At 69.4% G+C, this 24548-nt stretch carries 20 protein-coding genes and 2 pseudogenes; 5 read left to right on the plus strand and 17 right to left on the minus strand.

The features are described 5' to 3' along the window. The coding region (locus H1A17_RS02225) for a tetratricopeptide repeat protein (RefSeq protein WP_194820891.1) at nucleotides 1-2130 on the minus strand (2130 nt) is incomplete at its 3' end. 281 nt (nucleotides 2131-2411) lie between these two features. Further along, the gene (locus H1A17_RS02230) at nucleotides 2412-2846 is read right to left on the minus strand and encodes a hypothetical protein (protein ID WP_194820892.1); all 435 of its coding nucleotides are present in this window, start codon (nucleotides 2844-2846) and stop codon (nucleotides 2412-2414) included. A gap of 81 nt (nucleotides 2847-2927) precedes the next feature. On the opposite strand from H1A17_RS02230, the pseudogene H1A17_RS02235 reads away from it, so the two are divergent. Next, nucleotides 2928-3029 (plus strand): annotated as a pseudogene (locus H1A17_RS02235) (IS5/IS1182 family transposase); the annotation flags it as partial. A 490-nt stretch (nucleotides 3030-3519) separates the two neighbouring features. Here H1A17_RS02235 and H1A17_RS02240 read toward each other — a convergent pair. The 4 genes and pseudogenes from H1A17_RS02240 to H1A17_RS02255 all read right to left on the minus strand — a co-directional run. After that, nucleotides 3520-4394 (minus strand): annotated as a pseudogene (locus H1A17_RS02240) (IS256 family transposase); the annotation flags it as partial. 249 nt (nucleotides 4395-4643) lie between these two features. Continuing rightward, nucleotides 4644-6017 carry a hypothetical protein gene (locus tag H1A17_RS02245; RefSeq protein WP_194820893.1) on the minus strand — a complete coding sequence of 458 codons (1374 nt, stop codon included), beginning with the start codon at nucleotides 6015-6017 and terminating at the stop codon, nucleotides 4644-4646. A gap of 44 nt (nucleotides 6018-6061) precedes the next feature. Continuing rightward, a complete protein-coding gene (locus H1A17_RS02250) occupies nucleotides 6062-6469 on the minus strand; it encodes a very short patch repair endonuclease (protein WP_309236682.1) in 408 nt (135 codons plus the stop codon). 389 nt (nucleotides 6470-6858) lie between these two features. Beyond that, nucleotides 6859-8163, minus strand: a complete 1305-nt coding sequence (locus tag H1A17_RS02255; protein WP_194820895.1) for a DNA cytosine methyltransferase — start codon at nucleotides 8161-8163, stop codon at nucleotides 6859-6861. 152 nt (nucleotides 8164-8315) lie between these two features. On the opposite strand from H1A17_RS02255, the gene H1A17_RS02260 reads away from it, so the two are divergent. After that, complete coding sequence (locus H1A17_RS02260) at nucleotides 8316-8741, plus strand: DUF4259 domain-containing protein (RefSeq protein ID WP_194820896.1); 426 nt, start codon at nucleotides 8316-8318, stop codon at nucleotides 8739-8741. Between the two features lie 50 nt (nucleotides 8742-8791). On the opposite strand, the gene H1A17_RS02265 is transcribed toward H1A17_RS02260, so the two are convergent. The 11 genes from H1A17_RS02265 to H1A17_RS02315 all read right to left on the minus strand — a co-directional run bounded on the left by H1A17_RS02265 (nucleotide 8792) and on the right by H1A17_RS02315 (nucleotide 21384). Continuing rightward, nucleotides 8792-9733, minus strand: coding sequence for an Eco29kI family restriction endonuclease (locus tag H1A17_RS02265; protein WP_281901974.1), 942 nt, complete (start codon nucleotides 9731-9733; stop codon nucleotides 8792-8794). 385 nt (nucleotides 9734-10118) lie between these two features. Next, complete coding sequence (locus tag H1A17_RS02270) at nucleotides 10119-11300, minus strand: hypothetical protein (protein ID WP_194820897.1); 1182 nt, start codon at nucleotides 11298-11300, stop codon at nucleotides 10119-10121. Between the two features lie 298 nt (nucleotides 11301-11598). After that, the gene (locus H1A17_RS02275; RefSeq protein WP_194820898.1) at nucleotides 11599-13656 is read right to left on the minus strand and encodes a DEAD/DEAH box helicase; all 2058 of its coding nucleotides are present in this window, start codon (nucleotides 13654-13656) and stop codon (nucleotides 11599-11601) included. Nucleotides 13657-14606: 950 nt separating this feature from the next. Then, entirely contained in the window at nucleotides 14607-15521 is a 915-nt protein-coding gene (locus tag H1A17_RS02280; protein ID WP_194820899.1) for a hypothetical protein, read from the minus strand. Nucleotides 15522-15623: 102 nt separating this feature from the next. After that, a complete protein-coding gene (locus tag H1A17_RS02285) occupies nucleotides 15624-16727 on the minus strand; it encodes a hypothetical protein (protein ID WP_194820900.1) in 1104 nt (367 codons plus the stop codon). Next, entirely contained in the window at nucleotides 16721-17983 is a 1263-nt protein-coding gene (locus tag H1A17_RS02290; protein ID WP_194820901.1) for an acyl-CoA dehydrogenase family protein, read from the minus strand. The genes H1A17_RS02285 and H1A17_RS02290 overlap by 7 nt, the downstream gene beginning before the upstream one ends. A 166-nt stretch (nucleotides 17984-18149) precedes the next feature. Next, the gene (locus tag H1A17_RS02295) at nucleotides 18150-18707 is read right to left on the minus strand and encodes a GAF domain-containing protein (protein WP_194820902.1); all 558 of its coding nucleotides are present in this window, start codon (nucleotides 18705-18707) and stop codon (nucleotides 18150-18152) included. After that, on the minus strand, nucleotides 18704-19312 hold the full coding sequence (locus H1A17_RS02300; protein ID WP_194820903.1) for an ATP/GTP-binding protein: 609 nt from the start codon (nucleotides 19310-19312) through the stop codon (nucleotides 18704-18706). The genes H1A17_RS02295 and H1A17_RS02300 overlap by 4 nt, the downstream gene beginning before the upstream one ends. Continuing rightward, the gene (locus tag H1A17_RS02305; protein ID WP_194820904.1) at nucleotides 19287-19658 is read right to left on the minus strand and encodes a DUF742 domain-containing protein; all 372 of its coding nucleotides are present in this window, start codon (nucleotides 19656-19658) and stop codon (nucleotides 19287-19289) included. The genes H1A17_RS02300 and H1A17_RS02305 overlap by 26 nt, the downstream gene beginning before the upstream one ends. Further along, nucleotides 19658-20083, minus strand: coding sequence for a roadblock/LC7 domain-containing protein (locus H1A17_RS02310; RefSeq protein ID WP_309236671.1), 426 nt, complete (start codon nucleotides 20081-20083; stop codon nucleotides 19658-19660). The genes H1A17_RS02305 and H1A17_RS02310 overlap by 1 nt, the downstream gene beginning before the upstream one ends. 14 nt (nucleotides 20084-20097) lie before the next feature. Next, entirely contained in the window at nucleotides 20098-21384 is a 1287-nt protein-coding gene (locus H1A17_RS02315) for an ATP-binding protein (RefSeq protein WP_309236672.1), read from the minus strand. A gap of 523 nt (nucleotides 21385-21907) precedes the next feature. Between H1A17_RS02315 and H1A17_RS02320 the strand changes: the two genes are divergently transcribed. The 3 genes from H1A17_RS02320 to H1A17_RS02330 are packed head-to-tail and all read left to right on the plus strand — an operon-like array spanning nucleotide 21908 to nucleotide 24440. Beyond that, a complete protein-coding gene (locus H1A17_RS02320; RefSeq protein ID WP_194820905.1) occupies nucleotides 21908-23011 on the plus strand; it encodes a radical SAM protein in 1104 nt (367 codons plus the stop codon). A gap of 4 nt (nucleotides 23012-23015) precedes the next feature. After that, a complete protein-coding gene (tmk, locus tag H1A17_RS02325; protein ID WP_194820906.1) occupies nucleotides 23016-23624 on the plus strand; it encodes a dTMP kinase in 609 nt (202 codons plus the stop codon). Between the two features lie 12 nt (nucleotides 23625-23636). Continuing rightward, entirely contained in the window at nucleotides 23637-24440 is an 804-nt protein-coding gene (locus H1A17_RS02330) for an endonuclease/exonuclease/phosphatase family protein (RefSeq protein ID WP_194820907.1), read from the plus strand. Nucleotides 24441-24548 lie beyond the last annotated feature (108 nt).

The raw sequence follows: 24548 nt of genomic DNA on the forward strand, positions 1-24548 counted from the left end.
CTGCAGGTTCGGGCGGGTGATGGAGTGGGCGATCTGTTCGGCGTGGTCGTGGTCGCCGGTGGCGGCCACCGCCCGGGCCAGGCCGGCCAAGGCCCACGCCTGCTGGTCCGGGTCGGTGATGGAGCGGGCGATCTGTTCGGCATGGGTGGCTAGTGCGCGGGCGCGGTCGTGGTCGCCGGTGGCGGCCACCGCCTGGGCCAGGTCGGTCAGGGCTTGCGCCTGCAGGTTCGGGCGGGTGATGGAGTGGGCGATCTGTTCGGCATGGTCGTGGTCGCCGGTGGCGGCCACCGCCCGGGCCAGGCCGGCCAAGGCCCACGCCTGCTGGTCCGGGTCGGTGATGGAGCGGACGATCTGTTCGGCATCGGTGGCTAGTGCGCGGGCGCGGTCGTGGTCGCCGGTGGCGGCCACCGCCCGGGCCAGGCCGGCCAAGGCCCGCGCCTGCTGGTTCGGGTCGGTGATGGAGCGGGCGATCTGTTCGGCATCGGTGGCTAGTGCGCGGGCGCGGTCGTGGTCGCCGGTGGCGGCCACCGCCTGGGCCAGGTCGGTCAGGGCTTGCGCCTGCAGGTTCGGGCGGGTGATGGAGTGGGCGATCTGTTCGGCATGGTCGTGGTCGCCGGTGGCGGCCACCGCCTGGGCCAGGTCGGTCAGGGCTTGCGCCTGCAGGTTCGGGCGGGTGATGGAGTGGGCGATCTGTTCGGCGTGGTCGTGGTCGCCGGTGGCGGCCACCGCCCGGGCCAGGCCGGCCAAGGCCCACGCCTGCAGGTTCGGGTCGGTGATGGAGCGGGCGATCTGTTCGGCATGGGTGGCTAGTGCGCGGGCGCGGTCGTGGTCGCCGGTGGCGGCCACCGCCTGGGCCAGGTCGGCCAGAGCCCGCGCCTGCAGGTTCGGGTCGGTGATGGAGTGGGCGATCTGTTCGGCGTGGTCGTGGTCGCCGGTGGCGGCCACCGCCTGGGCCAGGCCGGCCAAGGCCCGCGCCTGCAGGTTCGGGTCGGTGATGGAGCGGGCCAGGGCTTCGGCGCGGATGGGTTGTCTGAGGGTGGCCCAGATCGCGGGGAGTTCGGTGGGGATGTTGGTGTTGCGGTCGGCGAGTTGGTCGCGGTACCAGGCCAGGCGTAGGGCGGCCAGCAGGTCCGGGGATGGTTGGGTGCCGATGAGGGTGTGGGCGGTGGTGATCTCGGCCAGGGCGGTGCTGTCCCCACCGCTGAGGTCAAGCATCCGATCATGGCGTGCCGGATCTGTGGCGCAGGCCACCATCCGTTCCAGGTCCCCGACCGCGTGCAGCATGCGGTAGTAGCCCCGCAGCAGGTATTGCGGGGTATCTACCGGCCAGCCCTGCGCCTGGTATCGGTCAGCCCAGGTGTGCAACCGCTGTCGGTAGCCGGCCAACCGGTCCGCCCCCAACATGTTCACGGCCTGGCGTTGCACTTCCTCGTGGCCGAGCACGTACACCTGCGGCGCGGCATCCGGCCGCCAGTGACTACTTCGGGAGGTGAAGCTACGTCCCGCCACTGTACGCAGGTGGTCTTCCACCTGCCACACTGACCAGCCGGTCAACTCAGCCAGATCCGGGCCGCTCAAACCACCCCCGGCGGCGGTCAGCAGACCCAGCAGATCCTGCTCGGCAGGCGTACCGGCCAGCAGCCGTTTCAGCTCACGCTCCATGTCACCGCGCACGACCCGCGCGTATTCGGATGGGGCGAGTGGGCGGATGATTCGGGCATCGCGCAGCGGGTGATGCTCGGGCACGTCGGTGGGGATCGGCGGGTTCGGCCTACCGGCCACGATGACCCGCAGTCCTGCCGCCGGGCGGACTGGTAGCAGTGCGGCGATGCTGTGCGCGTCCGGCCCCGTGGTGACGCCGCGGTCCTCGTCCAGACCGTCGACCAGCAGCACCAGGCGCTCACCACGGTCGGCGCACCGCCCGGCCGCGTCGGCGAGCATGCGGTGCAGGTGCGCGCCGCGGGTGGCCTCGGTCAGAAACGGCGGCAGATGGCCGTCGAGCAACTCGGCCAACTGCTCCAACACCACGTCGGTGAAGGCCACCCAATTGTCCTGCCCAGCCCAGCGGGCGGTAATGAAGAACGACACCACCCGCACCCCCGGTGGCGGATTCAACACGAACCATGCCATCAGGGCAGACTTGCCCACCCACGCCGGCGCCCGCCACCACACATACGGCCCGCGGTCCGCAGCGGTACAGAAGTCGACCAACTCCGCCAGCTCCGCGTCCCGGCCCACCAACCCCGGTGGCGCGATCGACGCGACCTGGTAGCGGTAAGCCGACCGCACCGTCGGACCAGGTGCCGCCGTGGTGATCGGCCCGTAATTGTTACCACCGATACCGACGGAACCAGCTCCTGGAACGGCTACCTCGTTGTGCCCGGTGGAGGTGGCATCACGCCTGCCGAGGATCATGAATGAGGACTGCCTTCGTCCGGTACGGCAATTGTGGTACGGATCGGCGCGCCGCTATTACCGCCGATAGCCACCGACCCTGCCCCGCTGGCACTGACTCCCGCACTGCCGTCAGCCGAGGCTGCGGCAAGCGGCCGGGTGCCCAACACGCTGGTGCGAATCTCCGCCGTGCTGTCACCGCCGATAGCCACCGACCCCGCTCCACTGGCGTTCACCGGCGGCTTAGCACGGATGCCGGTTCGGCTGTGGCGCCAGGTCAGCCAGCCCAACCCCAGCCCTCCCGCACTCAACGCCACGGAGGCGAACACACCAACCAGCGATACCCACTTCTCCGCACGGTCCAGCCCCTGCCCGGCCAGCAGGACAACGAACCCGGCTAATCCGCCACCGAGCAACACGGCCGCTGCCGTCGTCCTGAATGGTCGGCTCACCAACACATCATCACCAATCCGAGCCACACTCTGACACCCCACCCCACCCCACCCCACCCCGCCGCACGCCAACACCATCGGAAGATCCTGGCCAAGCTGCGCTGCTGCCCTCGCCGCGCCACCACGATCGTGCAGGCCATCCTCGTCCTGCACCACATCGAAACCAACCGCTACCCAGGATGAAAATGGCTGTGAAGGCTCTCCGGCAGGACAAGGTCCTGCAGACTCCCCGTGTCGGGTTGACGGTAGGAGCTGGTCCCCCGCGGGCGGGCCATTGCGAACAGGCCGGGTCGGCGTGCCACACACGTCCTGACTTCCGAACCGCCGCCTTCACTACCGCGCCCGCCTACGGCCCCAACGGCAAGTCGGCCATTTCGACCCCACGGCTGCAGCCGATCGGCGAGGCCGCCACCTGTTCGTCGGGGTCGAATGCGCGTTGGCCTGCCGAACCCACCATCCACCATCTTGCGGCTGGCTTGGCCGGACGGGGCTGTGCCGCAGGCGATCACCGCATGTTCGCCTGCTCGTCGATGTCCCAGACCGCTTTCGAGACCCCTCCGCTCCATCGCTTCGAAGGCGTCTTCAAGAGCTGCGAACTCAGCGAACAACGCATGCTTGTCGGCCATGTTCTCCATCGCGGCCGTCCTTTCGATCCATGAGGCGACTCGTACTATGCGCGGACGGCGTCGGCGTCGGGCTGGTCGAAGATCTTCCGCACCAGGGTGGCGATCCACGGCTGCGCTGATTTCGGCACCTTCGTCAGAAGATTCCGTAGGTAGTGAGTCCTGCACCGTTGCCACGACGGACCGGGCAGGGCCGCCCCGATGGCTGCCACGAGGCCGGTGTGGGCGTCGGAGATGACCAGGCGGACGCCGGTCAGGCCGCGGGCGGTCAACGACCGCAGGAATGCCAGCCAGCCGGCCCCGTCCTCCTGCCAGGCCACGTCCACCCCGAGGACTTCGCGTCCTCCGTCGGCGTTGACGCCCACGGCGATCAGCCCGTGGATGTTGACCGTTCGCCCGTGTTCACGGACCTTCATCGTCAGCGCGTCCATCCACACGAACGTGTAGTGCCCGGCGTCGAGAGGCCGGTTGCGAAACGCCTCGACCTGCGCGTCCAGGTGAGTGGCCATCTCCGAGACCTGCGACTTGGACTGCTGCCGGATCCCGACTTGTTCGACAAGCTTCTCCACCCGCCGGGTCGACACTCCGAGCAGGTAGGGGGTCGCCACGACCGAGACCAGGGCCTGCTCGGCTCGCCGGCGGTGCGTCAGCAACCAGTCGGGGAGTGGGCGCCCTGGCGAAGCTTCGCGATCGCCAGATCGATCGTTCCGGCCCGGGTGTCCCACTCCCGGGACCGGTAGCCGTTGCGGGAGTTGACCCGCTCGTCGTTGCGCTGCCCGTAGCCGGCGCCGCAGATTGCGTCCGCCTCGGCGGACATCAACGCCTGCGCGAATGTCTTGATCATCGTCTGCAACACGTCCGGCGACGCGCCCTCGATCTGCTCGCGCAGCAGGTCAACAGGGTTCGCACTCTCAGATGCGGCCATCGCGTCCTCTATTCCTTCTCTGACTTGGTCGTCTTGAAGGATCGACGCGATGGCCGTCTCTCATCTACGCACACCCATCACGGGCAAGTCGTACACCACTTCCGTGGACGCAACCCCGGTCGAGCGGCGTTGCACGAGGGAGCGGCACAGGGTGACGTGATTTGGGAAGCTCTCCGTCACCTGCCAGAGATGGAGCAGTTCGCGGTTGAGCTGTTGACAGCAGACCCATATAACCGCGTCGGTCGTTCGTCAGAATCCGTGAAGTCTGCGCCACAACCGCGTGTCGGTGCGTTGCCACAGACTTTGGGTGCGATGGTCGTATCCGTCGCCGAGCCCGAGCGTAAGCCTCAGAAGTCCCTGCGGCGGATGCTCCGGACGACGCTTCAGTTCGACCACCTGGTAGGCGGTGACACTCTGCGCGTTGAGCGACTTCAGTCGCTTGAGGGCTTGATCGCGCTCCCGCTTCATCTGCGTGGTGGCGGGGTCCTCGTCAAGGAGTCCGGGGGTGAAGTGCCATGGTTCGATATGGGGACGGAGCACCTCGTGGACCGCTGGGAGCACGTCAAGGGCGAGGTTGTCGAGGTCCTTCCCCTGCTGTGGAGGCACCACCAGCATGGTGACCTTGATGGGGACAACTAGGTTTTGCAGCACCGGCCACCTGCTCCGAAAGTCCTCCATACTGGCGTACAGGGCATCGCGGAAGGTCCGCCGGTCGGCGCTGTTCTCCGGAAGGCCTGGTAGCGGCAGCATCATGGGGAACGACAGCAGGTCCTGCCACTGCTGGGTCTCGTGCCGCTCAATCAAATGAACTAACTCGGGCCTGTTCCGGTGCCCACCGCCGTCGCGAGTGCCCGACTCTGAGACCTGGTAGGGCGCGGACGAGATCGCGCCATCCACGAGCCGGTCCATCGCGATCAGCAACCGCTTCTGAGAAACCTCAGTGTTCTGGTAGGTACTCCACGCCAGCAGGGATGCGTTGAACCGGTCGTGTGCAGGATCGCCAGTCGGTCGCGGTACCTCCGTATCCCACTCCTCAAGCGGGTCGACGCGCGGGTAGTCGTCCTCATCGTCCTCCCCGAACACGTCCCAATCCCGGCGGTGCGGGTGTCTGACCCTCGACAACTCGTGGGACACACGCAGGTCCTCAACGACGTCTCGCAGTGGCTGCCCGTGGATGATCGCCTTGGGGCCCTCAGGCCCGGGCGGATGCCCGTGTCCAGGCCAAGCCTGGTCAAGAGAGACATGTAGTAGCTTGACCTGACGGTCGTTGCGATACAACAGCGGCCGGCGATCGGCGCTCAGCGCGGTGGTAGGACCGGGCTGTTCAAGGACATCGAGTGCCCACTTCGCCATCCGGTGGATGGCAGGCGGCGTCGGCCGCGTCGAGACGAACCGAAGTTCCAACGCGACTGGCCCGGTCATCGCTCGGTGTCCTGCCGCTCGCTGTTGTGCGGCCACCTGCCGCTGGAACTCCGAGATCGCTCGGCGACCCCGCTCGCCCTTACCCTCCGGCTCCCCGTCCACATGAATCCGCCTGACACGCTGACGGCGTACGAACGATCGGTACTGCCATGCCTCAGGCGAAGACCAGAATCCGGATCCGGCCGATGGACGCAGCGTCATCATGAACATGATAGAGAAGGCTGTGGCATGAATTCGAGTACGTGCTACCCGCCGATTCGGCGTTGAGGTGGTGGTGTTGCCGAGCCGCGAACGACCTCCTTGACTCGGTTGGCAGCCTCGACGGGGCTCTCGTGTTCCCAGATTCGGACGATTGTCCAGCCGGTGTCGGAGAGCAGTTGATCGGTCTCGCGGTCCCGTGCGCGGTTCCTGTCGATCTTCTCGCGCCAGAACTGTTCGTTGGCGCGGGCGGGCCGGTAGTGCTCGGGGCATCCGTGCCAGTAGCAGCCGTCGACGAACACCGCGACGCGGGCGGTGGGGAAGACCACGTCGGCGGTGCGCCGCAGCGTGGCGAGTGGGCGGGTGTTGACCCGGTATCGCAGGCCCGCCTTATGGAGAAGCGAGCGTATGCGTTTCTCGGGGCCGGTGTCGCGGGCCTTGTTGGCGCGCATCACGGCTCGTACGGCCGGGCTCTTTGCCCACGAGTTCTGGTCGGTGTGCAGCGTGGCGAGGAGTCCTCGGTCTAGGGCGAGGCGCCATCCCTCGGCTAGGTTCTCGGCCCGGGTGGCGTGCTCGACCTCTCCGAGGTAGCGGGCGGGCGATCGGCCACGGTCTGACCAGCGTAGATAGGCGCGAATTCGTCGTGTTCTGGGTAGCAGTTTGAGTGCGACGGAGGCGCGTGCCCGACGGCCATCGCCGAGGTCGACCCAGCGGCGGTCGGGTCCGCCGGCGGCGCGATCCTGTTCGGCCGAGGCCGCTCGTCGGCTGCGGCCCTTTCGGCCCTGCCAGGCCCTCGGGTTCGGTGGCTTGTCCGCCCAGTGCTGGTCGGAGCGCGCCGATGGTGTCACGGCTGTCTCTCGGCCTCGTCAAGCGCGGTGGCGATGGCTCGGGCGAAGAACTCGCCCAGCATGACGGGAACGGCGTTGCCGAGCTGGCGCATCTGCTCACCTCGCGGGCCGGCGAGCTTCCAGTCGTCGGGGAAGGTCATGACCCGGGCGGTCTCGCGTACGGTCATGTACCGGTGCCGGTAGGCGTAGGGTGATCCGGCGATGGGTTCGGGTAGCAGGTCGTCGGTCAGCAGTACCGACTCGCCGCCGGGCACTCCGTGCACTCCGGCTTTGACCGTCTTCGCCGGTCGGTCGAGCTCGTTGGGCGTGTGGCCCGCGTAGATTCGCGCGTCCGGCCAGCCGATGTGGTCGGTGAACCCTCCGAGCCGGTACTCCCGTCGGTCGAGGCGATCCCACGGCACCGGGGGGAGGGGTCGCTGGCCGTCGAGGCCCTTGATGGCGTCGCGGAGGGTGCGCCATGGCAGGGTGTCGTCAGCCTTGGGCGGGATGTCCGGCAGTCGCGACATGACCCGGTGACGCACGTGGCCAGGGACGTCCGGATGCCGTTCCCAGTAGGACCCGTCCAGCATCGACCGGACTAGCGCGGCTTCCGAGTATCGCGGGCCCACGGCCTTCTTAAAGCGCTTGATATCGACGCCGAGGTCTGACCTGAACGCCACGATGATGATCCGGTTACGGACCTGCGGGACGCCGTAGTCGGCGGCGTTCACCGTCGTGGTCACGACCTCGTACCGGCGTTTCGGGTCTGAGGGCTCCTCGTCCAGTCGCCGCCGCAGCACCTCGTCATGCTCACGCCAGGTAGCGCCGTCGACGCGTTCCTCGAACGGCAGCCGTAACTCGCGTTCGATGTAGTCGAAGTACGGTCTGAAGGACGGTCGTAGCAGGCCGCGGACGTTCTCGCAGATGACGGCCTTGGGTTGGATCTGCCGAATGGCGCGGAACATCTGCGGGAACATGTTGCGCTTGTCCTCGTCGCCCTTGGCGACACCACCCAGGCTGAACGGCTGGCAGGGCGGCCCCCCGGCGAGCAGGTCGACGCGGTCCCACAAGTAGTCGAACTCGACGCCGCCCACGTCGCCGGGGACGAGGGGCCAGCGCTCGCCGGGGACGGGAATGCGCTCGGTGTCACCACGTCGACTCGCCGCGTTGGCCTCCAGGGTCTCGCACGCGTACCTCACGAGCTCGTTGACCAGGAGGGGGCGGAAGCCCGCGCGGTGGACGGCCATCGCGAGGCCACCGCCGCCCGCGAAGAGCTCCACCGAGGTGCGGTCCCTCTTCGGGTCTCCTGCCGGCTCAGACATGGCAGGAGCATACCGCGGAGTTGTCGATCTTGGAAAGATGATCCCGGAGCGCCGCCACTCATGACCCCACCCATTGGGGCCGAGTCACGACGGAGCCCCGACGTGGGCGGCGTCGTGGATGTGGTTTGGTTACGCCAGCAGAGGGAGGGGCGATGGCCACCTGGCAGCTCGGTCCGTTCGACAACGACGACGCGGTCGAGTGGTGCGCCGCCCTGGAGGCGATCGCCCCCGACCGACGCACCGAGCTCGTACGCCGCGCGCTCGACGCCGCGGTGTCAGCCGATCACGCCCTCACCGCGGGCGAGGCCGCTCGGGCGGTCGCGGCGGCCGCGACCGTCCTGCAGTCGATCACCGGCGCGTCGGTCTCGGAATCCGCGTACGCACCGAGGTTCCTCCTCGGCCGGCGGGACATCCAGGTCAGCGAATCACTGCGAGACCTCGCCACACGGGCGCTCGACGCGATGATCGCGGACGGCTCGGCCTGGCGGCTGCGGTGGGCCGGTGACGTCGAGGAGGAGGACGCGCTGACCGTCATCGAGGAACTTCGGGTCGACCTCGCCTCGACGGAGGTCCCGTAGGCGGCCGAGCAGGCTCGTGACACCGTGACGCTGTCACGAGCCGCCGATGCTCAGAACAACTCGCCCGCGACCACGCCGCCGTCCGTACCATCCCCGCCGCCAGAGTCGGTCTCGACAGGTACCTTCTCGGCTTCGGCGGTGGTGAAGCTGCCAGGCGCGAGCTGGCCGAGGTCGCTGAGAAAGTCCGCCAGGATCGCCTCAAGCGTCGCGTGCGGCGGCACTCGCTCGAGGTGAACCTCGATCTCACTCCTGATCTGGCTCTCCGGTTTCTGATCCTCCATGAGACCACCGGCCCACGCCCTGCCAGGATGCAGAGTGTCCCAGGGGGATCGCTTGTTCGCGCGAGTGGTGGCGCTGTCCCCGTGCTTGCCCAGGCCGTAGCAGATCCTCATCTCGTTGTTCCAGATGGGCTTGAAGAAGTTGATCAGGTACTCCTCAGCCGCGCGCTGATAACCCGTCTGCACGATCAGGAAGCGGCAGTCGAAGTCCTCCGCGCGTAGCGTCGAGGTCGCCTTGGCGATGTTCTTCCTGTGCTCGTTGAGACGGTCGAACAAGCTCGTCCCCTGGCTGACCGCGTCCTTCGCCCCGACATCCTTAGGGTCAGCCTTGCCCACGTATATCGGCTGTTCCTTGCCCGAGAGCAGAGAGTAAGCGTCGAACGAACCCTTGTAGTAGAGGGCGTAGACGCCGGCACCATAGAAGGGCTGAAGAGAGACCAGCGGATGCCGCTGCTGGGCGATCGTCGTCAACGCGACGATGCGACCAGTGGTGGCCGGAGCGCTCGGGTCGAAGAGGCTACTCGGTCTGAGAACTGGATCAAGGCGACTTACCGCCTGTTCGAGCCGCGTCGCCTCCGCGATTAGCGCCTTGCGCAGCGAGTTACGCGCGGCGGTTCGGCTCGGAGGAGTCACAGACTCCAACTCGTCAACCAGGGCCGCGAGCTGCTTGAGGATATTCTTAGCGGGGTCACCGTGAGGCGTCGGCGAAGACACCCTCCGAGGCTACATGAGCCCTGCCCCCTCGCCTGAGAGTGAAGATCGCGCCCTTCGTCGTCTGGGAGATCCTCCAACGAGCGGGGCCAAGGCAACCCAGACACAAGCACGTCATGGGGCGACATTCCGGCGCCCGCAGGGTCTGTGCGATCGCCGTCGCCGGCTCTTCGACACCCTATGACCGGCTGGCGTCGACTCGTCCTGGCCGGCATGACCGAGCAATCCGGCAACGCCATCGCACGCTGCGGTGGCGACCCGATCAACATCACCTCGAAAGCACGTCATCGGCCGTGGTCTCGCTACATATGACCGTATATCGGCGGTAATCACTCCTGAACAAGAACCATCGTTCGGCATCGTCGGGCAGGAGACCCACATGCTGGGCCTACGACGGCAGATAGAGGCCTGATGGTCGTGGCGTTCCGGGCGACAACCGCTGGATGGGCGCAGCAGGCCTGATGGTTAGGGCCGCGAGTCCGCCGGATACGCCGAGGATATCGAGCGCGCGGTCAAGCCATGCCGGTTCGCCGGCGCACATGTCAGCCATGAGGCGGTACTGCCCCGGCACGGCCAGGCGACGATGGACGACGACGCTCTCGCGCATCAGCCCACCCGGCAACGTCCGACGAAAAGCTACGCCACGATGGCCGACATGATCGATGTCGTCACCAGGAGTGCCGACTCGCTGCTCACCGGAGGTGAGGACCACACCCAGGACATGCGGATGGGCGTCGAACAACGAGTCTAGGACCTGGCGAAGTGCCTCCTCCTTACCCGGCAGAGAGTCCTGAGCAAACGCGGAAAGCGGCCACAGGGCGCCGGCGTCCTCCAACCACAGCCAGGCCGCTCCAGCTGACTCCGTCTTGACAGCCTTCGCCATGAGCGCACGCAGCAGACGAGGGCCCTGATCCGCCTCCCATACCGGGCCGGCGACAACCGTCCCGGCCGGCGCCGGGCCGGGCCGCACGGTGAGAGTCACATCTTCCAGCGCGACCTCGACGGTTGCGCCGTCTGCCGCGGATCTCCGCGCGGCGGCGCCCACGGCTTCCCGCCACTGATCGGTCGGCTCGTGCGGCAGATCGCCGTCCCAGTGCACCCCGTACCGATGCTCGAGCTGCCGGAGAAACGCTTGCGCCTGGTCAACCTGCTGCTTGTACTCCAGGAACTTCTTGTCCGGCCCGAGCGTCCGCAACTCAAGGAATACGTCGCTGCCGGCGCGAACCGCCCGCAGGTCTCCCGGACCACCCCGGGGTTTGCTGGGCTCCAGCGTCACCCTGGCGCCCGCTAACTCCGCCTGCACCGCGAGCCTCGCCAAAGCAAGGTGATGGCGGAATTCGTCGGCGACAGGGTTCGCTCGGAGGTTTCGGCGCATTTGGCCGACGCCCGGCGTCGCGGCATCAACCAGATACTGCAGACGCGCCCACAACCCCACCACTGTTCCGAAGGCGCCGATGCCCAACAGAGAGGCGAAGTATGGCCCCATGGTCGGACCAGCTACACCCTTGGCGGGACGCACGGCCTTATGCAGCCAACCCGGCCCGAAGAACGCCTCGAGATCCTCGATCATCCGAGTCGCTGTCTGACGACCCAGTGGTGTCAGGTAGGTAGCCTCTGCCGGATCACCGACCGCAATGGACCAGTCGAGCTCGCGGCGGCCTGCTTCTACGTCACGCCATCCATCGTTCACAAGTCAAGCATCCTCAACGCCGCGACCGATTTCCGTCGGCTGAGAGGGCGTTCTAGGTCCTCATCGGCCCTACGAGGGTCCGCAACGGAGCATCCGTCATGGGCACTCCGCTCACTGCCGTCGGGTTGGAGGAGTCCGCCGACTCCGATGTGGCACAGGGATAGGTCGAGTTCCACGCTCATCGGCTGCTCCCGGGTGCGGTCTTTCGGGCGGTGGCTGGTGATGCCGGCGGCATCACTGCTTGCTCTTGCTCCGGGGAATGCGCCCAGCGGAAGCCCAGGGCGTCGAGGGCGTCGATGCGGTCGCGGGGGACGAGGCCACGTTTGCCCTGATTGCGAAGGTTGTGGGCGATGCTGCCGAGGTTGATGTCGCCTTCGCGGTGATGCCGGGGCACCTTGAGGTGTCCCTCGCGGTGGCGGAAGGTGGTGAACGCGGCGAGGTGTCGTTGCCAGCGGGCGTCGAAGACGCGCCAGGTGATGCCGAGCTGTTCGAGGGTGAGGATCTGGTCGGGGGTGAGTTCGCCGCGTCGGTGGCGGCCTCGGCAGTTGTGGATGAAGCTGCCGAGGTCGATGTCGCCTTCGCGGTGGTAGCGGGGTACGTCGAGGTGGCCTTCGCGGTGTCGGAAGGCGTGGTCGGCGGTGATACCTGCGATCCAGCTTTCGGTGGGGTGGGTGGGTGCTCTGCCGGTGGTGGCGTGGTCGAGGATGCGGATGGTGATGTCCCGCAGGAGGCTGTCGGTGAGGTAGCCGTCGGGCATGCGCAGGAGGACCCGTTCGGGTAGTTGTGGGTGTCGACTACCGGTGCGGGCGTGGTGGTGGCGGGTGTCGAGGTCGGTGGCGAGGGCGTCGTCGTGGGCGCACATCGCCCACAGCACCTGCAGGGCGGCCATCCATTCGTCGTCGGCATGGGGTAGCCGGTGGGGGTCGTCGGGGAGTAGCAGGGGGACGAGGATGGTGGCGATGCCGGTGCCTCGGGGGTTGCGGCGTAGGGCTCGTCCGACGGTTTGGACGGTCTGGACGGTGGAGCGCATGGGTCGGGTGAGGACGACGGCGTCGACGGCGGGGACGTCGATGCCTTCGGTGAGGGCGCGGGCGGAGGAGATGACGGTCCATCCGTCGTCGGGGGGTTCGGCGAGGCGGTCGAGGTGGATCTGTCGTTGGCGTAGGTTCTGCTGGCCGTCGACGTGGCCGGTGGTCAGCCGGCCTTTCGGCTGTTCGGCCGCGGGTAGGCGGGCTGCTGTTCGGGCGAGGGTGGCGGCGAATTCTCTGCTGTCGGCGACGCGTGGGGTGAAGACGAGGACCCGGCGGAGTCCGAACTCGGCGGCGGCGCGCAGGAGGGCGGTTTGGACGACGGCGGTGCGTAGTGGGGCTTCGCCGATGGCGGTGACGCGGTCGTCGTTCACGTCTTGAAGCACCTGTAAGGCGTCGTGGGTGCGGATGCCGATGACGACGATGCGGAAGTCGTCGAGCCAGCCGTCGGTGATGGCCTGGCCGAACGGGTACCGGTGCCATACGGGTCCGAACACGCTCGGGTCGTCCATCGACAGCACCTCGTGCGGCTGTCCCTTGCGGTGGTGGGTGGTGATGATGCGGGGTGTGGCGGTCATGTTCACCCGGATGGTGGCGGGCAGGTGGGTGTCGTCGTGGACGCGGGCGAACGTCTTGCCCGTGGGGCCGGCGGTGCGGTGTGCTTCGTCGATGATCAGCAGGTCGGCGGTCATACCGGCGGCCAGGAGTGCTGTGCCGACGCGGTCGGCGGAGGTGTTGGTGACCGCGAGCAGCCGCATCCGCCCGGGTGGGGCGTGGTGGAGCCATGCGGTGATCTCGTCGGGGTCGGCCAGTACCGGGCAGTTCGTCGGGTCGGTGTGGCCGGCGACGTCGGCGACGGAGTCGTCGCTGCACACCGCCGCCGTGTAGGCGCCGAGGGGCCGCCACACCCGCAGGGTCTGACCGACCAGGGCCAGTGACGGACACACGATCACCACCAACCCTCGTGGGCAGCACCGTACTGCCGCGTGTGCGGCGATCAGTGTCTTTCCGGTCCCGCAGGCGGCGATGACCTGTCCCCTGCCGTCGCGGGCGGCACCCTGGACGATCGCCTCGACCGCTTCCTGTTGATATCCGCGCAGCGGCGGCAAGGCGTCCGCCGGCAGTAGATGCCTTTGGTGGTCGCGGGGAGTGTCGGGTCGCTGTCCGTCCGCCTTCATGCCGCTCGCGGCCGTGTCCGGGGCGGTCACGCCTGCACCACCGGGAGGTTCACTGCTGGTCCTGGGCTGCTGTTGTCGTGGTGGGTGGAGTGGCGCTGTCGTAGCTGGTTGAGGTGTGCGGTCATGCGGGCGGTGGCGGGATGCCGGGGGTGGGCGCGGTGGTGGCGGTCGATGGTGTCGGCGAGGAGGGTGTGGGCGGCGTGGTGGTGGCCGAGGTCGTGTAGGACGAGGGCGGTGGTGGCGCGGACGGCGAGGGTGGGGTGCGCGTCGGGTCCGGTGGTGGCGGCCAGGTGGTCGGCGAGTTCCCGCAGGAGGTGGTAGGCGCGCTGGTGGTGGCCTGCTTGGCGGTGGGCGGTGGGCGGTGGCGTGGGTGTGGGCGGCGGCGAGGGTGTGCGGGTGGGTGGGGCCGTGGAGGTGGGTGAGGCTGCGGTGGGCGTAGTCGGCCCAGCGGATCGCCGCCTCGCCTTGTAGGAGCGGGGCGAGCAGGTGCGCGGCGTCGGCGCGGGCGTTGGTGACCCAGGTTTGGAGGAGGCGGCGGTCGAGGTGGAGTTCCCGGGCGACGGTGCTGATCGGGCCGCGTCGTCCCGTCGCGCGGGCGGCTTCGACCCTTCGTACTGCGTCGGCGATGACGTCGGAGGTGTACTTGCGGGGCTTGGCCACAGGAGGTTGGTCCTCGACAGGCTGGGGAGTCGGGGGTTGATGCGGCGTTGGCGCTGTCCGGGCGATCGGGCGTGTGGACACCGGGGTGGGTGGTCCCGCAGGCTGCGGGCTGGTGGCGCCAGGGTGGACGTCACTGTCGGATCGCGGTTCATGGTCTGGTGAGCGAGCTCAGCCCTTGCCAGAACAGGTCCTGGAGTATGGACAGGCTGTCGGGCTGCGTCCCGCCTACCCTTTGTCGCTGAGCTGCTCGTGTCGCGACCGCGAGGTGTCGTGTTTCGCCGCTTGGAGCGTGTGGTGGTCGTTCCCGTGGTCCCGGCGCCTCAGATGTCGATCTCGGCGGTGACGAGGTGGTGGTCGGACGGGAATGGTGGCCCGTCGGGGATGTGGACGTGGTAGCTGCTGGGGATGACGTGTGGGCGCATGGTGTTGTTGACCAGGAGGTAGTCGAGGAGGTCGGGGCCGCCTTCACCGGGTTTGTCGATGACGGTGGGTGCGATGGCGGTGTCAGGGTTGGCCAGCCAGGCGAGCTCGGCGACGGCGTGGTAGCCGGCACCGTTAAGTCGGCGGTTGCTGGTGGGGTCCCATCGGCCGATGAGGTGGTCGAGGGCGGCGGTGTCGGCCCCCCAGCGTCCTTCGGATGTCCCGTCATCGATCCATGCGCCCTTATGGGTACGGATGTGATGGTTTGCGGCCTGCCAGTCCCGTTGGGGGAAGTGTCCGCCGCTGGCGGTCGAGTTGAGGTCGCCGCCGCCGATGAACGGGAGCGGGTCAGTGCCGTAGCGGTCGAGAAGTTTCGCTTCTTCCAGGCGGGCGGCTCCGCTGCGGGAGTTGAAGTGGGCGACCCAGGCGCCGAACTCGGCCCCGTTGGCCTTGGCCCGGAAGCGGCCGACGTTGCGTTTGTCGGGGAAGACGTCGGGGTCGTGGGGGTCGTCGCCGGGCCAGTCCAGGTGGGTGACGAGGCGGGTGTTGTAGAAGATGGCCGGTGGGATGGGTCCGTGTTGGCTGGTGCCGAGGAGCCCGGTGTAGGGGGCGTGGAGGGCGTCGGTGAGGGCTTTCTCCGCCAGGCGTAGCCCTGCGTGTTGGTTGCGTCGGTAGTGCTTGGCCTCGCAGAACAGGATGATCGCGGGCGGAGTGTCGAGGGCGGCGAACGTCTGTTGCAGGGGCCGCATGTTGAAGATGCCGTCGCGGTAGCCGCCCGCCTCGTAGTTGTAGGTCGCGATCAGCAGGCGCGTCATGGGTGGGCCCCTTCGGCGGTGGTGGAGGGCGGGACTGGCGCGATTGCCCTGCGGGGGCGGGCGTAACGCCGGGCTGCAGGGTCCTGACCGGTCGTGGATCGCTCACCTTCGTGTCCTCCTTCGGGGTCGCGTGCGGGGGCTGCGCCGTCCCGGCGCGGCCGGGTCGACGCCCTGATCCGGAGGTAAGGAGCCGCCAGAAGGCTGAGGATCCGCGTGGGTCTCGTCACCGCTCACGGCGGCGAGGCGTTGCCCTGCGCCCGTCCGGAGGGTGGGATGCTGGCAGCCGGCCGCCGGTGTATGGGTGTTCGGGGTGCGGCGGCTGTCGACGTAGAGCCGGTAGCCGGCGGCGTCGGCGATGATCGTCGCTGGGTAGTCGGGTCCCAGGCGTGGGTCCTGCGGTGGGATGGGGCCGGTGATGGCGCTGTAGGCGGCGAGGAGCGCGCCACTGTGCTCGTCGATGGTGAGGATGTCGTGTCTCGGCACACCGGAGCGGCTGGTGTACGGGAGGATCACGTCGATGCCAGGACGCCCGATGCGGTCGGTGACGCCGGTCTGCGCTAGAAGGCCGGGTTGCTCGGCGAGGAGCCGCAGGACCGCGGCCCGGACGGGGCGGGTGGGCGCGTGGCGTTCGTAGAGCATCGCGATGCCGCCGACGACGTGCTGGGGATGGTTCTCGCCGGGACCAGCCGTGATGAGCAGGTGGGTGCGTAGGGCGGATGGTTGGCTCGGTGGCGGCTGGTCGAAGCGGTCGCCGGTCTGGCCGGTCCAGGTGCCGCTTCCGCCGTCGGGGGTACACGTTCCGCCGCTGACGTCCACGCTGACCAGCCGACCGTCGGCCGCGTCGTCGGTGCGCCACAGCTGGTCGACGCTGACCCGTTCAGGCCATCCGGCCGGGCCGGGTGACCCGATGATCCGCCGGTACCAGGTGCGGCGCTCGATGTACTGGTAGGGGCCACGGGTGTTGTCGGCAGGCGCGTCGGCGAGCGTGTCGGCGAGGCGGTTCAGGACCGGTCCGGCGGGGACCGGTGGTGCGCTGTTCGGGGGTGTTGTCGGGGGCGGTGGGTCGGGGTTCACGCTGGCGGAGGGTCCGGCGCAGGCGGTGAGAAGAAGTGACGCGGTGAGCAGCAACGCGCCGGTGCGGGTTCGGATGTCGGTGGGCGGGCCGCCGATGCGGGTGCGGGTGCGGGTGCGGGTGCGGGTCAGCATGCGGGGGATCCCGTTGCGCTCGTGCCTGCCCGTTGTGTGGGCGTCCCCTCGCCTCGGTTTCGTCTTCGCTTTGGGGCGGTTGAGTGGAAGCGGGTTGACCAGGGTTGTCGGGTGGTGCCGAGGGCGTGTTCTGCCAGTCGGAGGAGTTGGATGTCGGAGGTGCCGGCGGGGGCGGCGATGTGCAGGGTGTCGCGGAAGTAGCGTTCGATGGGTGATTGGGTGGGGTGGAGGCCGTGTGCGGCGTGGATCTCCATGGCGGTGCGGGCGGAGTCGATGGCGTGCTCGGCGTTGATCAGTTTGGCGTTGATGAGTTCGGCGTCGCAGGGTTGCCCGCTGTCGAGAAGGTGTACGGCGTGGTAGGCGGTCAGGCGGGCGGTCATCAGCCGGGACTGCATGGCGCCGATGCGGTGTCTGGTGGTGGGTAGGTCGGCCAGGGGTTTGCCGTAGCGGTGTTGGTTGGTCGCGTAGGCGGTGGTGGTGTCGAGGATGGCCTGGTGGATGCCGAGGGCGACGGCGGTGAGGTTGGGTCTGCCGTACAGGACGCTGGAGGAGTAGGCGATGTCGAGGCCGTCGCCTTCGGCGCCGAGCCGGTTCGTCGCGGGGATGCGGCAGTTGTCGAAGGTGATCTCGCCGAAGCTGAAGCCGTGCAGGCCCATGCTGGGCTGGTGTGGGGTGAGGTGCACACCGGGCCGGTCGGCTTCGATGAGGAAGGCGGTCAGTCCGCGGGTGCCGGGGCCGGTGCGGGCGACGACGCCGTGGAGGTCGGCGATGTGGCTGTTGCCGACGAAGGTCTTCGTGCCGGTGATGAGGTAGTCGTCGCCGTCGGGTGTGGCGGTGGTGGTCATGCCGAGGACGTGGCTGCCGGAGCCGGGTTCGGTGACGGCGATGGTGGGCAGGCAGTCGCCGGTGGCGATGGCGGGTAGCCAGGTTCGTTTCTGTGTGTCGTTGCCGAAGTGGATGATCTTCGCGGTGCCGAGGTGGGATGCCTGGAGCATGGCGCCCATGGCGGCGCAGACCCGGGACAGTTCCTCGATGATGAGTGTCTTGGCGAGGTGGCCGAGTCCGAGGCCTCCGTAGGTGGGGTCGATCGTGGCGCCGAGCCATCCTTGGCGGGCGATGTGTCGGGACAGGTCGTGCGCGACGGTCCGGGCCGTCTCCAGGTGCGGGAGGTGGGGTCGGATCTCGGTTTCGGCGAACGCCCGGACCGTGTGCCGGAGTCGGGTGTGGTGGGGGGTGAGGTGGTAGCCGTCGACCATCTGCCGCTCTCCTCGGGAGTCGCCGCGGTGTGCATCGGTGGTGTCGCGGGGCGGGGGTGGGATGCCGGCCCGGCTGTCGCTGGGGTGGGGTTCGCCCGACGCGGGGCGGCCAGGTCCACCCGGTGGTTGCGGCCGGTCCGGGGCCGCCGGATGGACCGGCGTCCGGTCACCTGCCGGGTTGGCGCTGCTGGATGCGGGCGGCGAGGGTGGCCGCCCAGGTCTTGATGGTGGTGAGGCCTTCCTGGCCCCAGGTGCGGGGTTCGGGGCCGACGACGCAGACGGTGCCCAGGGTGACGCCGGTGGCGTCGATCAGGGGGGCGCCCATGTAGGTGCGGATGCCGAGCTGGTCGACGACGGGGTTGCCGGCGAAGCGTGGGTAGGCGCAGACGTCGTCGAGGACCAGCGCGCGGCGTCGGTGGACGACGTGGGGGCAGAATCCCTGGTCCCGGGGCATCCACCGGCCGGGCTCCCGGGTGCCGGCCGGTGTCGTCACGCCGGGTGGGGTGGTGTTGCCGGTGTAGAGGCCGGCGAAGAACTGGCCGCCGTCGTCGAGGAAGTTGACCATCGCCCAGGGTGTGCCGGTGATGGCGGCGAGGTCGCGGGCGAAGTCGTCGAACTCCCGGTCCGGTCGGCCGAGGCCGAGGGCGCGTAGGCGTTGGAGGCGTTGTGGCGCCTGCGGGTCGGGTGGGGTGAGGGGTGCGGATACGAAACCGTCGTGGGTCATGTCGGGCTGCCTGCCGGGGTGAGGTGAGTGCTGGTGGAGGTCGGGGTGAGCAGGGTGCGGACCAACGTCGCCAGGACGGCGGTCGCGGACCGGGGGTGGCGGGCGTCGCAGGTCACGACCGGCACGTCGGGTCGTAGGCCCAGGGCGGCGCGAACCTCTGCGGGGTCGTGGCGATAGGCGCCGTCGAACTCGTTGACGGCGATCAGGAACCGGATACAGCGGGATTCGAAGAAGTCCACGGCGGCGAAGCAGTCCGGCAGGCGGCGGGTGTCGACCAGGACCACCGCGCCGAGCGCGCCGTGGCTCAGCTCGTCCCACAGGAACCAGAACCGGTCCTGTCCGGGTGTGCCGAACAGGTACAGAACGGTGTCGGGGTCGATGGTGATGCGGCCGAAGTCCAGGGCCACCGTGGTGGTCGTCTTCGTCTGCACCCCGGTGAGGTCGTCGGTGCCGACGCTGGCGGCGGTGATCAGCTCCTCGGTGCACAGCGGCGGGATCTCGCTGGTGGCGGTGATGAAGGTGGTCTTCCCGGCGCCGAACCCACCCGCGATGAGGATCTTGAACGCGTGTGGGATGTGGTCAGAGTCGCTGTTGCAGGCCGGCAAGGAGCCTCTCCAGGATCGATCGGTCGGTCGGGTCGGCGACCGGGTGGGGTGGGCGGGTCCGGACCGCGCCGACGGCCACCAGGTCCGACAGCACCACCTTCGTGACCGCCGCCGGCAGCCTCATCCGGGCGGCGATCTCCGCGACGGTGGTCGCCGCCCCGCACAGCCGCAGCGCCACGTCGTGGTCGGGTTCCAGCCGGGCCCGGGGTCGTACGCCGGTGGCGACGACCCACGACAGCAGGTCCATCGTCGTGGTGGGTCGGGTCCGTCCCGCGCTGACGGTGTAGGGGCGCACCAGGCGTCCCGCCGCGTCGTCGACCCACGTCTCCTGGTGCGTGCCGGACATCACGGGGCGGCGGGGGCGGGGATGCCGACGTCGCGGACGGGTGTCGCCAGGTACGGGCGGACGCTCTTGACCATCTGGGACATCTCGTAGCCGAGGACACCGGCGTCGGCCTGCCGGTCGGCCAGGACCGCCAGCACGGCGCCGTCGCCGGCGGCGGTGACGAACAGCAGTGTCTCGTCGAGTTCGGCCACGACCTGCCGTACGCCGCCGCCCGCGTCGAACCGCTCCCCCACGCTGCGGGCCAGGGAGAACAGCCCGGAGGCGATCGCCGCCAGGTGGTCGGCGGCGTCATCGGCGAGGCCGTGGGCGGCCCGGGGCAGCCCGTCGGAGGACAGCAGCAACGCGCTGCGGGTGTGCGGCACCCGGTCCACCAGGCCGGCCAGCAGCCAGGCCAGTTCCGGGGATGACAGCTTCGTGGTAGTCACAGACGGGCTCCTTGTCACACAGGTCGGTGGTTGACGCCCGCACCCGCTGCGGGTGGTCCGGAGGAGGCGGCGCCGTGGAGGAAGTCGGCTATGAGGGTCGGGTTGTGGGTGCCCGACGGTTGGTTCGCCGACGGCGGGCGGGCCTGCCGCAGCGGGGCCGCCAGATGCGCCTGGCGGGTACGGCGAGGCAGCACGGGCTGTGCCCCGCCGGCCTGCCCGGGTGTGCCGTCACGGGCCGGTGGTGGCACGTCGCGGTGCCGGCTGGGTGTCCCCGCCGGTGGCGGTACCGGCGGAGAATGCCGCGGACCGGTCGGCGCGGTGGGGACCCCTGTCGACGGGGGAAACCCGGCCGCGGGTGGTGGTTCGCCCCGTGCGGGTACGCGGGCCGTGTCCACGGCCGGTGGTGGGTCGGTCTGCCGGTCGCCGAGCAGGGCCGTCGGGAGGATCACCACCGCCTGCGTCCCGCCATACACGTTGTTCTGGATCTTGGTGGTGATGCCGTGCCGGCGGGCCAGCGCCGAGACCACCCACGCTCCGATACGACCGTCGCGGAGCAGGTCGCCGACCTCCACCCGGTGGGGATCGGCCAGCAGGGTGTTCACCCTGTCCTGCTCCAGGTGTGTCATGCCCAGGCCGCGGTCGTCGACCTCGACCGCGACGCCGACGGCTACCCGCCGGGCCCGTACCGTCACCTCGGTGTGCGGGGGCGCGAACGTGGTCGCGTTCTCGATCAGCTCGGCCAGCAGGTGCACCACGTCGGCGCCGGCGTGACCACGCAGGGTTCCCTCGACCGGTGGCACCACCCGCACCCGCGCGTACTGCTCCACCTCGGCGATGGCCGAGCGCAGCACCTCCACCAGCGGCAGCGGCCGGCTCCACTGCCGCCGTGGCACCGCCCCGCCGACCACGGCGAGGTTCTCCGCATAGCGGCGGATGCGGGTGGCGAGGTGGTCGACCTGGAACAGGCCCTTGAGCAGGTCGGGGTCCTCGACCTGCGCCTCCAGGACATCCAGCAGCTGAATCTCGCGGTGCACGAGGCCCTGCAGCCGGCGGGCCAGGCCGACGTACACCTCCTGCTGTCCCACCACCCTCTGGCCGTCGGCAGGTGAGGCAGTCACCATCAGGCGGGTGAGTCGACGAACGTAGACGGCCCCGCCGGCGGTGACCACCCCGCTAAGCGCCGCCGCTCCCACCAGCGCCAACCCGGACACCGTCGGAATGGGGCCCGGTGACAGGGCGAGCACCCATGCCGCCGTCCCCAGGACCAACGCCGCCACCACGGCGGCCAGTGCCACACACACCCATGCCAGGCGAGCGGGTGAACCAGCCCCGGGCGGGCCTCCGGCCGACGCATCGAGTAGCACTCTGCCTCCGTGAATCAGGAATAAGGTGTGTCAGCGGTTCCACCACCGGTGGGAACCCGGCCGGTTTCGGCCGTGACTGTCCAGGCCGCGCCTGGTGGGGGTTCGTGGCGAAGGTGGTGCTCGGTCCCGCCGCGGTCAGTCTCGATCGGCCTGGGGATGTCGACCACCGTCGACGTGAGAAATCAACGCCGGTCTCCGGCGCGCCTCGCCGTGTAAGGACCAGCGCCCACGCCTACCACCTCGCCCTTCCGCTACCCCGGCCGCCACTTCCAGTGGGGGCGCGGTGCCGCGGACCGGGGTCGTCGGCCACGAGGGGCGGCGTGACGTGTAGGCCAGTGTCGGATATCAGCGTCGAGGGTGTTCGACACGAGCGGATGCCGGATTACTGGAGGAGGAAGTCCCGTGAGGCAGGAGGGGTGTTTCGACGGCTCCTGCGAGCGGCCCGGCGCTGGGGGGACCCATGAGCAAACCGCTGGTCATCGATACCCACGCCAGCTCCTGCTACTTCCGCACATCGGTCGATGACGGCGAGCGCAAGGCGTTGGTGCAGATCACGCAGCGGTGCAACCTGCACTGCGCCCACTGCTTCGTGTCCTCCACCCAGGTCGGCGCTGATATCGCCGTCGACGACATGGTCGCCGTCGTGCTGCCCCGGTTGCGGCGGGCCCGGGTGACCCGGTTGACGTTGACCGGCGGCGAGCCGTTCGCGCACCCGCACCTGCTGCAGATCTGCGCCGCGGCGGCGCGGATGGACCTCCCCGTCAAGATCTGCACGAACGCCACCCTGACCAGCGACGAACAGATCAGCGCCCTCGCCGAGCTGGGTAACGTGCGGGTCAACGTCAGCTTCGACGGGTTCCGGCCCGCCTCGCACGGCCGGTTCCGGGGCAACCGCGACTCCTTCGCCGTCACCCGGGAGACCACGCGACGGTTCGCCCAGGCGGGTCTGCTGCACGGGATCCTGTCGACGCCGAACGTGCTCACCCGCCCGCAGGAGTTCGCCGAGCTGTGCGCGTTCGCCGCCGACCTGGGCGCGGCGTACGTGCTGATGAACCCCCTGTCGAGCTTCGGGCGGGGCGTGAAGTCCCACGGGCGGCTCGCCGCCCCGGAACAGACGATGCGGGCCATCGCCGCCGCCACCGCGCCCCTGGCCGACCGCGTCGAGCTGGTGCCGATCCGGTTCCCCAACGACACCCGGCCGTTGTCCGGCTGCGACGCCGGCACCCTGATCTACGTCTTCGCCGACGGCGCCACCGCCGTCTGCCCCTACCTCGTCTTCGCCGCCCGCACACCCCAGTCCCGGCACGCCGACCGCGAGTTCCTGATCGGCAACATCCTCGACGGGGAGATCGCCGACGCCCTCGACCGGTACCGCTTCCACGACCGCTACCAGGTCGGCGCCAACACGACCTGCGGAGCGTGCGCGGTGAACGACTCCTGCGGCAAGGGATGCCCCGCCGCGGTGATCGCCGACGGGCAGCGCATCGGCGCACCCGACACCGCGCAGTGCCCGCCCGAGGCGATCCGCCTCCCGCTGATCCCGATCACACCCGCCGCATCCTGATGCCATGTTCGTCGTGATCGAGGGACCCAACGGCGTCGGTAAGACCACCGTCGCGGGACTGCTGGCCGAGCGGCTACGCCACCACACCGGCGGGCCCGTGCACCTGACGACCGAACCCACCCGGACACCCCTGGGGAACCTGCTGCGTGAGGCCGAGGCCATCCTCCACGGCCGGGCACTCGCGCTCGCGCTCGCCGCCGACCGCACCACCCACATCGAGGACGAGATCATCCCCGCGCTCGACGCCGGCACCATCGTCGTCAGCGACCGGTACGTCCAGTCATCGCTGGTGCTGCAGCGCCTCGACGCGGTCGACCTGGGCGAGATCTGGAGCTACAACCGGTACGTCCTGCCGCCCGCCATCTCCCTGTACCTGGTCGACGACCCGCAGGTCATCGCCACCCGCCTCGCCGCGCGCCGCCAGCTGACCCGGCTGGAGGCCACCGGCACACCCGAACGCGAGCTGCGGCTCTACCGGGAGGCGTTCGACTTCCTCAACGGCCACCTGTGGCACCAGGCGTGGATCGACTGCCGCCGCCGCGACCCGGACCACGTCGTGGACGCCATCCTCGACACGCTGGCCCCGTTGCTCGCCCGCCGCCCTAGGGCGTGAAGACTCGACGCCGTGTTATCGATCCTGACGCTGAACATCCAGGCGACCTCCCGTCGGCGCGCCGACGCCCTGCTCGCCTGGCTCGCCGGCCGCCCCGAGCAGATCCTCCTGCTGACCGAGACCAGCAGCGGCGACGGCACCGCCCACCTGCTCGACTGCTTCCGCCGCGCCGGCTGCCAGGTTCACCATCCGCCCCTGCCCGGTGACCGCGGCACCGCCATGATCAGTCGGGTTCCGCTGACCGTCCGTCCGGACATCACCGCCGCACTGAGCATCCCCGGCCGGGCCGTCGCCGCCACCGTCCACACCGACCCGCCGGTCACCGTCCTCGGCGTGTACGTGCCGTCCAGCGACCGCGCCCCGGCCAAGGTCGAACGCAAGCGGGCCTTCGTCACCACCCTCGTCACCGCGATCGGTGGCCTGACCGCCAGCGAACGGGCGCACCTGGTGCTCGGCGGGGACTACAACGTCATCCCCCGCGACCACCAGCCCCCCTACCCGGGGGTGTGGCTGCCGTTCGAGTACGAGCTGTTCGACGCGCTGACCGCCGCCGGGCTCACCGACGCCCATCAGCATCTCGCCCCCACCGCGCAGCCACACAGTTGGTTCGGCCGGTCCGGCAACGGCTACCGCTTCGACTACCTCCACGTCGGCACCGCGTTACGCGACCGGCTACATGGCGGCAGCTACCTGCAGGAGCCCCGCGAGCAGCGCCTCACCGACCACGCCGCCGTCAGCCTCGACCTGGACCTGGCGACCCCCACGCTCGACACACGCCCGGTGCCGTCGACGGCCGCGCCGGCGACCCTGTTCTAACCGTGCTGGAGACGGGACGACGTGGGGCGTCCGCGCAGCCTCACGGTGAGGTGCGGGCGAGGGTCCTCTGACCTGCGACGGTGCCAGGCCAGCCTGACATGACCCGGG

This window comes from Micromonospora sp. S-DT3-3-22, assembly GCF_015354745.1.
In the GTDB taxonomy this organism is placed as follows: Bacteria; Actinomycetota; Actinomycetes; order Mycobacteriales; family Micromonosporaceae; genus Micromonospora; species Micromonospora wenchangensis.